This window comes from Streptomyces cahuitamycinicus, assembly GCF_002891435.1.
Lineage (GTDB): Bacteria > Actinomycetota > Actinomycetes > Streptomycetales > Streptomycetaceae > Streptomyces > Streptomyces cahuitamycinicus.
Window position 1 is genome coordinate 1 of record NZ_POUC01000387.1, and the last position, 7,671, is coordinate 7,671.

Annotated in this window: 7 protein-coding genes and 1 pseudogene; 4 read left to right on the top strand and 4 right to left on the bottom strand. The window is 71.4% G+C overall.

The window, feature by feature from the left end:
* Positions 1–37: 37 nt before the first annotated feature.
* A complete protein-coding gene (locus tag C1J00_RS34090; RefSeq protein WP_003993508.1) occupies positions 38–691 on the bottom strand; it encodes a response regulator transcription factor in 654 nt (217 codons plus the stop codon).
* Between the two features lie 411 nt (positions 692–1,102).
* Between C1J00_RS34090 and C1J00_RS45610 the strand changes: the two genes are divergently transcribed.
* Positions 1,103–1,276 (top strand): hypothetical protein, encoded by a 174-nt coding sequence (locus C1J00_RS45610; protein WP_180989792.1) that lies wholly within the window; start codon positions 1,103–1,105, stop codon positions 1,274–1,276.
* Between the two features lie 62 nt (positions 1,277–1,338).
* On the opposite strand, the gene C1J00_RS34095 is transcribed toward C1J00_RS45610, so the two are convergent.
* Both C1J00_RS34095 and C1J00_RS34100 read right to left on the bottom strand, forming a co-directional pair.
* Positions 1,339–2,154 (bottom strand): inositol monophosphatase family protein, encoded by an 816-nt coding sequence (locus tag C1J00_RS34095; RefSeq protein ID WP_102912834.1) that lies wholly within the window; start codon positions 2,152–2,154, stop codon positions 1,339–1,341.
* An 8-nt stretch (positions 2,155–2,162) separates the two neighbouring features.
* Positions 2,163–3,290, bottom strand: coding sequence for a ferrochelatase (locus C1J00_RS34100; RefSeq protein WP_102912835.1), 1,128 nt, complete (start codon positions 3,288–3,290; stop codon positions 2,163–2,165).
* A gap of 160 nt (positions 3,291–3,450) precedes the next feature.
* Here C1J00_RS34100 and C1J00_RS34105 point away from each other — a divergent pair, with 160 nt between their 5' ends.
* The 3 genes from C1J00_RS34105 (at position 3,451) to sepH (ending at position 7,458) form a co-directional block, all read left to right on the top strand.
* On the top strand, positions 3,451–4,689 hold the full coding sequence (locus C1J00_RS34105; protein ID WP_102912836.1) for an MFS transporter: 1,239 nt from the start codon (positions 3,451–3,453) through the stop codon (positions 4,687–4,689).
* Positions 4,649–5,968, top strand: a complete 1,320-nt coding sequence (locus tag C1J00_RS34110; protein WP_102912837.1) for a D-arabinono-1,4-lactone oxidase — start codon at positions 4,649–4,651, stop codon at positions 5,966–5,968. Before C1J00_RS34105 ends, C1J00_RS34110 begins: the two co-directional genes overlap by 41 nt.
* Before the next feature lie 455 nt (positions 5,969–6,423).
* Complete coding sequence (gene sepH, locus C1J00_RS34115) at positions 6,424–7,458, top strand: septation protein SepH (protein ID WP_102912838.1); 1,035 nt, start codon at positions 6,424–6,426, stop codon at positions 7,456–7,458.
* Positions 7,459–7,521: 63 nt separating this feature from the next.
* Here sepH and C1J00_RS47260 read toward each other — a convergent pair.
* Positions 7,522–7,671: pseudogene (locus tag C1J00_RS47260) on the bottom strand (sulfurtransferase); the annotation flags it as partial.

Sequence of the window (7,671 nt, forward strand, 5' to 3'; positions counted from 1 at the left end):
GTGCCTGAGGGGGCGCGGGGGACGCTGCCACGGGGTATCAGATCCGGTAGCCGGAGCCGGGGACGGTGACGATGACGGGCGGCTCGCCCAGCTTGCGGCGAAGGGTCATGACCGTCACGCGTACGACGTTGGTGAACGGGTCGGTGTTCTCGTCCCAGGCCTTCTCCAGGAGCTGCTCCGCGGAGACGACGGCGCCCTCGCTGCGCATCAGCACCTCCAGGACGGCGAACTCCTTGGGCGCGAGCTGGACCTCCTTGCCGTCGCGGAAGACCTCGCGGCGGTTGGGGTCGAGCTTGATCCCGGCACGCTCCAGGACGGGCGGCAGCGGCACGCTGGTGCGCCGGCCGAGGGCGCGCACGCGCGCGATGAGCTCACTGAACGCGAACGGCTTGGGCAGGTAGTCGTCGGCGCCGATCTCCAGCCCCTCGACCCGGTCGCTGACGTCGCCGCTGGCCGTCAGCATCAGCACGCGCGTCGGCATGCCCAGTTCGACGATCTTGCGGCAGACGTCGTCGCCGTGCACGAGGGGCAGGTCGCGGTCGAGGACGACCACGTCGTAGTCGTTGACCCCGATGCGCTCCAGGGCGGCCGCGCCGTCGTACACGACGTCGACGGCCATGGCCTCCCGGCGCAGTCCGGTGGCCACCGCATCGGCGAGCAGTTGCTCGTCCTCGACGACGAGTACGCGCACGTTCCTGGTCCTTCCTCATGTCCACCCGGGCAGCCCTGTGGGGCGCACGCGGGCAGGGGTCTTCGACGGTGCTTCGGTGTGTTGCCTCCATCCTGCCCTTTTCGGCCATAAGTCGGAGGTAAGGCGGGTGAGAGGCCGGTGACCCGCGGGGGAATACGAGATTTTCTCCTCCGGTTAGGTTTCCACGGAAGGGAGCTTGGGGAGGACGGCTTTACATCCCACGATCACGCTCTGCTGGCGCCGCACCACCATGCGGTGCGCATCAATCCGCTTCCGCAGAGCGGGCGTGGCTGTCCGGCACCGTCGCCGCCCGGCCGAGCGGCGCTGGGCATCCACATGCGGCGTGATCGTCCCTTCCGAACGGCACACCCCCGTGCCATCGACCCACGACCCAGGACGAGGGGGCGCAGCATGGACGCATTCACCGCAGGACTTCTGCAGCGCATAAGGGCGACCGAGTCCGATCTGTCCCGGGCTCGCGACGAGGGCGACGAATTCCTCGTCGAAGTGGAGCAGGGCGAGCTCGACGACCTGCGCCGTCTCGCCGCCGAGCACGGTGTGGAGGTCGGCGCAGCGAGCGTCTGATCAGGCCGTACGAAGCGGGCTCCGGCGAATCCAGCGCCGGGGCCCGCTCGGTTGTCCGCCGTTCAGTCGTGCCAGGCTCCGAAGCCCTCCAGGAGGCCCTGGAGGGGCTCGAAGACGCCGGGAGTGCCGGCCACTGCCAGATCGCCCGTCGGGCGCTCCCCGGGGCGTCCACCGGTCAGCGCGCCCGCTTCCCGGGCGATCAGGTCCCCCGCCGCGAGGTCCCAGGGGTGCAGGCCGCGCTCGTAGTAGCCGTCGAGGCGTCCGGCGGCCACGTCGCACAGGTCGACCGCGGCCGAACCGCCGCGCCGGATGTCGCGCAGCAGCGGGATCAGCCGCTGGGCCACATCGGCCTGGTGGGCCCGTACGTCGGCGACGTAGTTGAAGCCCGTGGAGACCAGCGCCTGGTCCAGGGGCGGCGCGGGGCGGCAGGCCAGCCTTCGCTCGCCGTCCCAGGCGCCGGTGGCCCAGGCGCCCCGGCCGCGCACGGCGTGGAACGTCTCGCCGCGCATCGGGGCCGCGACGACGCCGACCACGGTCTCGCCGTCCTGCTCGGCGGCGATGGAGACGGCCCAGGTGGGCAAGCCGTACAGGTAGTTCACGGTGCCGTCGAGCGGGTCGATCACCCAGCGGACGCCGCTCGTGCCCTCCGTGGCGGCGCCCTCCTCACCGAGGACGCCGTCGTCCGGGCGACGCTCGGCGATCAGGCTCGTGATCAGCTTCTCCGCCGCGATGTCCATCTCGGTGACGACGTCGATGGGGCTGGACTTGGTCGCGGCGACCGCGAGGTCGGCCGGACGCCCGTCCCGCAGCAGCGCTCCGGCGCGGCGGGCGGCCTCCTGGGCCAGGTCGAGCAGGTCCGTGTGCAGGGGGTCGGTCACGGGGCTCCTCACGCGTAGGTGCTGTCGGCGCCCGCGGCGGCGGGCCGGGGGGCGCGGGCCGGGCAGCAGCCGACCGGGCAGAGGTCGTGGCTCGCCCCGAGGGCGCCCAGGGCGCACGGCGTGACGTCCTGCCCGCGCTCGGTGGCGGCCCGCTCCACGACGAGCTCGCGGACCGCGGCGGCGAACCTCGGGTCGGCGCCCACGGTGGCCGAGCGCCGCATCGGCAGCCCGAGCTCCTCGGCCCTGGCCCTGGCCTCCGTGTCGAGGTCGTACAGGACCTCCATGTGGTCGGAGACGAAGCCGATGGGGGCGATGACGACGGCCGGGGCGCCGGCGGCGTGCCGTTCGTCGAGGTGGTCGCAGATGTCGGGCTCCAGCCACGGGATGTGCGGGGCGCCCGAGCGGGACTGGTAGACGAGCTGCCAGGCGTGGTTGACGCCGGTGCGCTCCCGGACGGCGTCGGCGATCTGCTGCGCCACGTCCAGGTGCTGTTTCACGTAGGCGCCGCCGTCGCCGTGCTCCTCGACGGGGCCGGAGGTGTCGGCGGAGGCCGTCGGGATCGAGTGCGTCGAGAAGGCGAGGTGTGCCCCGTCCCTGACGTCCTCGGGCAGCTCGGCGAGGGACTGGAGTACCCCGTCGACCATGGGCTCCAGGAAGCCGGGGTGGTTGAAGTAGTGCCGCAGCTTGTCGACCTTCGGCAGCTCCAGGCCTTCCGCCTCCAGGGTCGCGAGCGCGTCGGCGAGGTTCTCGCGGTACTGGCGGCAGCCCGAGTACGAGGCGTAGGCGCTGGTGGCGAGGACCAGGACGCGGCGGCGGCCGTCGCGGACCATCTCGCGCAGCGTGTCCGTCAGGTACGGGGCCCAGTTGCGGTTGCCCCAGTAGACCGGCAGGTCCAGGCCGTGGTCGGCGAAGTCCTTGCGCAGGGCGTCCAGCAGGGCGCGGTTCTGGTCGTTGATCGGGCTGACCCCGCCGAAGAGGAAGTAGTGCTGCCCGACTTCCTTGAGGCGTTCCTTGGGGATGCCGCGCCCACGCGTCACGTTCTCCAGGAACGGGACCACGTCGTCCGGGCCTTCCGGGCCGCCGAACGAGAGCAGGAGCAGGGCGTCGTAGGGGCTGACATCGCGCACGTCTGGCATGAGTCGATCCTGCCACCCTGCACTGACAGCCGGGAAACAGCGGGGTGACACCCTGCGCGGCGGACGGCGCGAAGTGGGCCTTGACGGGTGCGTCGGGCGCAGTCCGAGGCGTAATCTGTGCCGACCGCGTTCGCTGCTTACCAAGTCTTCCGGAGATCCCGTGCCCAGCCCCTACCGCACCCTGTTCGGAGCCCCCGGCTCCAAGGGCTTCTCCATCGCGGGTTTCGTCGGTCGTGTCCCGCTGTCGATGATGGGCATCGGCGTCGTCACGATGGTCTCCCAGCTCACCGGGAGGTACGGCCTGGCCGGTGCCCTGTCGGCCACCATCGCGCTGTCCGCCGCGGTGGCCGGACCGCAGGTCTCGCGGCTGGTCGACCAGTACGGGCAGCGGCGCGTGCTGCGCCCGGCGACGCTGATCTCGCTGGCCGCGGCGGCCCTCCTGCTGTGTGCGGCGCACTACGGGTGGCCCGACTGGGTGCTGTTCGCGGCGTGCGTGGGCATCGGCTGCGTCCCGAGCGTCGGCGCGATGATCCGGGCCCGCTGGGCGGCCCTGTACCGGGGGACGCCGCAGCTGCACACCGCGTACTCCTTCGAGTCCGTGGTGGACGAGGTGTGCTTCATCATCGGGCCGATCATCTCCATCGGCCTGTCCACGGCCTGGTTCCCGGAGGCCGGTCCGCTGCTCGCCGCCTGCTTCCTGGCGGTCGGCGTCTTCTCACTGACCGCGCAGCGTGCCACCGAGCCCCAACCCCACCCGCGCGAGCGGCGGGGCGGCGGTACGGCGATGCGCTCGCGGGGCCTTCAGGTCCTGGTGGCCACCTTCGTGGCGACCGGGGCGATCTTCGGGGCGGTCGACGTGGTCACCGTGGCCTTCGCCGAGGAGGAGGGGCACAAGGCCGCCGCCAGTGTCGTCCTCGCGGTGTACGCGGCGGGTTCCTGTGTGGCGGGCATGGTTTACGGGCTGCTGCACTTCGCCGGGCCACCGGAACGCCGGTGGCTGCTGGGCGTGTGTGCCATGGCCGTGAGTATGATCCCCCTCCTACTGGTCGGAAACTTGCCGTTTCTGGCCGTGGCGCTGTTCGTTGCGGGTCTGTCCATCGCTCCGACGATGATCACGACCATGTCCCTCATCGAAGAGCACGTACCACGCGCGCAGCTCACCGAGGGCATGACCTGGGTGAGCACCGGGCTCGCGGCGGGTGTCGCACTCGGCTCCTCCGTGGCCGGCTGGGTGATCGACGCCGCCGGGGCGCGTGCCGGGTACGGGGTTCCGGCGGTGGCCGGGGCCGCTGCGGTCGCGGTGGGTTTCCTCGGGTTCCGCCGGCTCAAGCGACCGGCACCGGGTCGGGGAGGCTCCGTTGAGCAGCACAGCGAACGGAAAGAACGGCACGTGGCGTAACTGGGGCGGCAACGTCTCGGCCCGTCCGGCGCGGGAGGTCACCCCTGCTTCCGTCGATGAGCTGGCCGCCGCGGTGCGGCGGGCCGCCGAGGACGGTCTGAGGGTGAAGGCCGTCGGCGCCGGGCACTCCTTCACCTCCATAGCCGCGACGGACGGCATGTTGATCCGCCCTCAACTGCTGACCGGCATACGCAACGTTGATCGCGAGAACATGACGGTCACGGTCGAGGCGGGCACCCCGCTCAAGAGACTCAACGTGGCCCTCGCCCGTGAGGGTCTGTCGCTCACGAACATGGGCGACATCATGGAGCAGACGGTCTCCGGCGCCACCAGTACCGGCACGCACGGCACGGGCCGCGACTCCGGCTCGATCGCCGCCCAGATCACGGGCCTGGAGCTGGTCACCGCAGACGGTTCCGTCCTCACGTGCTCCGCGAAGGAAAACCCGGAGGTCTTCGCCGCCGCCCGCATCGGCCTCGGCGCCCTGGGCATCGTCACCGCGATCACCTTCGCCGTCGAGCCGGTCTTCCTGCTCGCGGCCCGCGAGGAGCCGATGCCCTTCGACAAGGTCCTCGCCGATTTCGAGGAACTCTGGGCCGAGAACGAGCACTTCGAGTTCTACTGGTTTCCGCACACCGGCAGCACCAACACCAAGCGCAACAACCGCAGCGCGGGCCCGGAGCAGCCCGTGCCGCAGCTCAAGAGCTGGTTCGAGGACGAGTTCCTCTCCAACGGCGTCTTCCAGGTGGCCAACTGGGTCGGCCGCGCGGTGCCCGCCACGATCCCCGCGATCGCCCAGATCTCCAGCAAGGCCCTGTCCGCACGGACCTACACGGACATCCCGTACAAGGTCTTCACGTCCCCGCGCCGAGTGCGCTTCGTGGAGATGGAGTACGCCGTTCCGCGCGCGGCCGTCGTCGCGACGCTGCGCGAGCTGAAGGCGATGGTCGACCGCTCCGGCCTCAGGGTCAGCTTCCCCGTCGAGGTGCGCACCGCCCCCGCCGACGACATCGCACTGTCCACCGCCTCCGGCCGGGACAGCGCGTACATCGCCGTCCACATGTTCCAGGGCACCCCCTACCAGCGGTACTTCACCGCGGCCGAGCGCATCTTCACCGCCCACGAGGGCCGTCCGCACTGGGGCAAGGTCCACACGCGGGACGCCGAGTACTTCTCCCGGGTGTATCCGCGCTTCGGCGAGTTCACGGCGCTGCGGGATCGTCTCGATCCTGACCGGCTGTTCCAGAACGACTACTTGCGGAGGGTTCTGGGGGCGTAGGCGACGCACTTACACGGTCGCTCAGCTGCACAAGAAGGGGCCGCGCGACCGAGACCTTTGGGTTCCGACTCTGGTGATTACGTGAAGTTCCCCACGTTCGAGATCACGGAACGGGGGAAGGCACGGCCAAGTCCCACCGCTCGCCAGAAGTTGGGCGGCGCGCCAATCCACGCACGTGGCCCGAATGGAGTACTGTGGCGAGCCCTGGGTCCGGTCTCCCGTCCGGGTGTACAGGGCCTTTAGGACCGCCGGGAGGGGGCTAGTTGCACAGGGTGATGGAGTTCGTCACTTAGCGTTGCGAATAGGTAACCGTGCCATAACGGCGATCCAGGGCCAGCGCCCGACACGCCGGGCAACTCGGCAAGGTTGTGGCAGGCTGCACCCGGGCAGGCCACACTCGACTAGCGGAAGCAGCGACGCACGTGACGTCGGCAGGCACCACCCGGGAGGTCCCCATGCCCGAACTGCGTGTCGTGGCCGTCTCGAATGACGGCACACGGCTGGTGCTGAAGGCTGCCGACTCCACGGAGTACACCCTTCCTATCGACGAACGCCTGCGCGCCGCCGTGCGCGGCGACCGTCCCCGCCTCGGCCAGATCGAGATCGAGGTCGAGAGCCACCTCCGCCCCCGCGACATCCAGGCGCGTATACGTGCCGGCGCGACCGCGGAAGAGGTCGCGCAGATGGCCGGCATCCCCGTCGACCGGGTGCGCCGCTTCGAGGGCCCGGTGCTCGCCGAGCGTGCCTTCATGGCCGAACGGGCCCGCAAGACCCCGGTCCGCCGCCCCGGAGAGAACTCCGGTCCGCCGCTGGGCGAGGCCGTGCAGGAACGGCTGCTGCTGCGCGGCGCCGACAAGGACACCGTCCAGTGGGACTCATGGCGTCGCGACGACGGCACGTGGGAAGTCCTGCTGGTCTACCGCGTCGCGGGCGAGCCACACTCGGCGAGCTGGACGTACGACCCGCCCCGGCGGCTCGTCCAGGCCGTCGACGACGAGGCGCGCTCCCTGATCGGCGAGTCCGACGACCTGGCCGCGCCGGAGCCGAGCTTCCCGTTCGTCCCCCGGATCGCCCGGCTGCCGCGCGACAGACCGCTGGACCGCCCCGAGCGCGAGCGGCCCAGCCTGCCCGCGCAGGCGTCCGAACCGGACGAGGAGATCACGGGCGAGCGGGATTCCCTGACCAGCCTGCTGGAGGCGGTGCCGAGCTTCCGTGGCGACCTCGTCGTCCCGGAACTGCCCCCGGCGGAGGCCGAGGAGGAGCCCGTCGTCGCCGAGGTCGAGGAGGAGGAGCCCGCAGCTCCCGCCGCCTCGGCCGGATCCGCCTACGCGGACGTCCTCATGCCGCGATCGGTGGGCAGCCACCGCGACCGGCTCATCGGTGCCACCGACCGCCAGGCCGAGGCGGACGGCGTACGCCCGGGCCGCAGAGCGGCCGTACCGAGCTGGGACGAGATCGTGTTCGGGACACGGCGCAAGAAGCAGGAGTAGCCGGGTCCGCCGTCGGGCGACGAGGGCCGTGCCTTCCGGGCACGGCCCTCTCCTCGCGTCGGGTCACTGCGGGTCCGGCCCCACGGCGACCGGCCGGTCCGGGTCCGAGGACCACTCCGACCACGAACCCACGTACAGCTCGGCCGCAATGCCCGCGGCCGCCAGCGCCAGGACCTCGTGGGCGGCGGAGACCCCCGACCCGCAGTACACCCC

Bases quoted from the DNA above. Each gene is read 5' to 3' on its own strand.
- C1J00_RS34100 (WP_102912835.1), bottom strand. From the start codon at position 3,290: ATGCCAGACGTGCGCGATGTCAGCCCCTACGACGCCCTGCTCCTGCTC.
- sepH (WP_102912838.1), top strand. From the start codon at position 6,424: ATGCCCGAACTGCGTGTCGTGGCCGTCTCGAATGACGGCACACGGCTG.
- C1J00_RS45610 (WP_180989792.1), top strand. From the start codon at position 1,103: ATGGACGCATTCACCGCAGGACTTCTGCAGCGCATAAGGGCGACCGAG.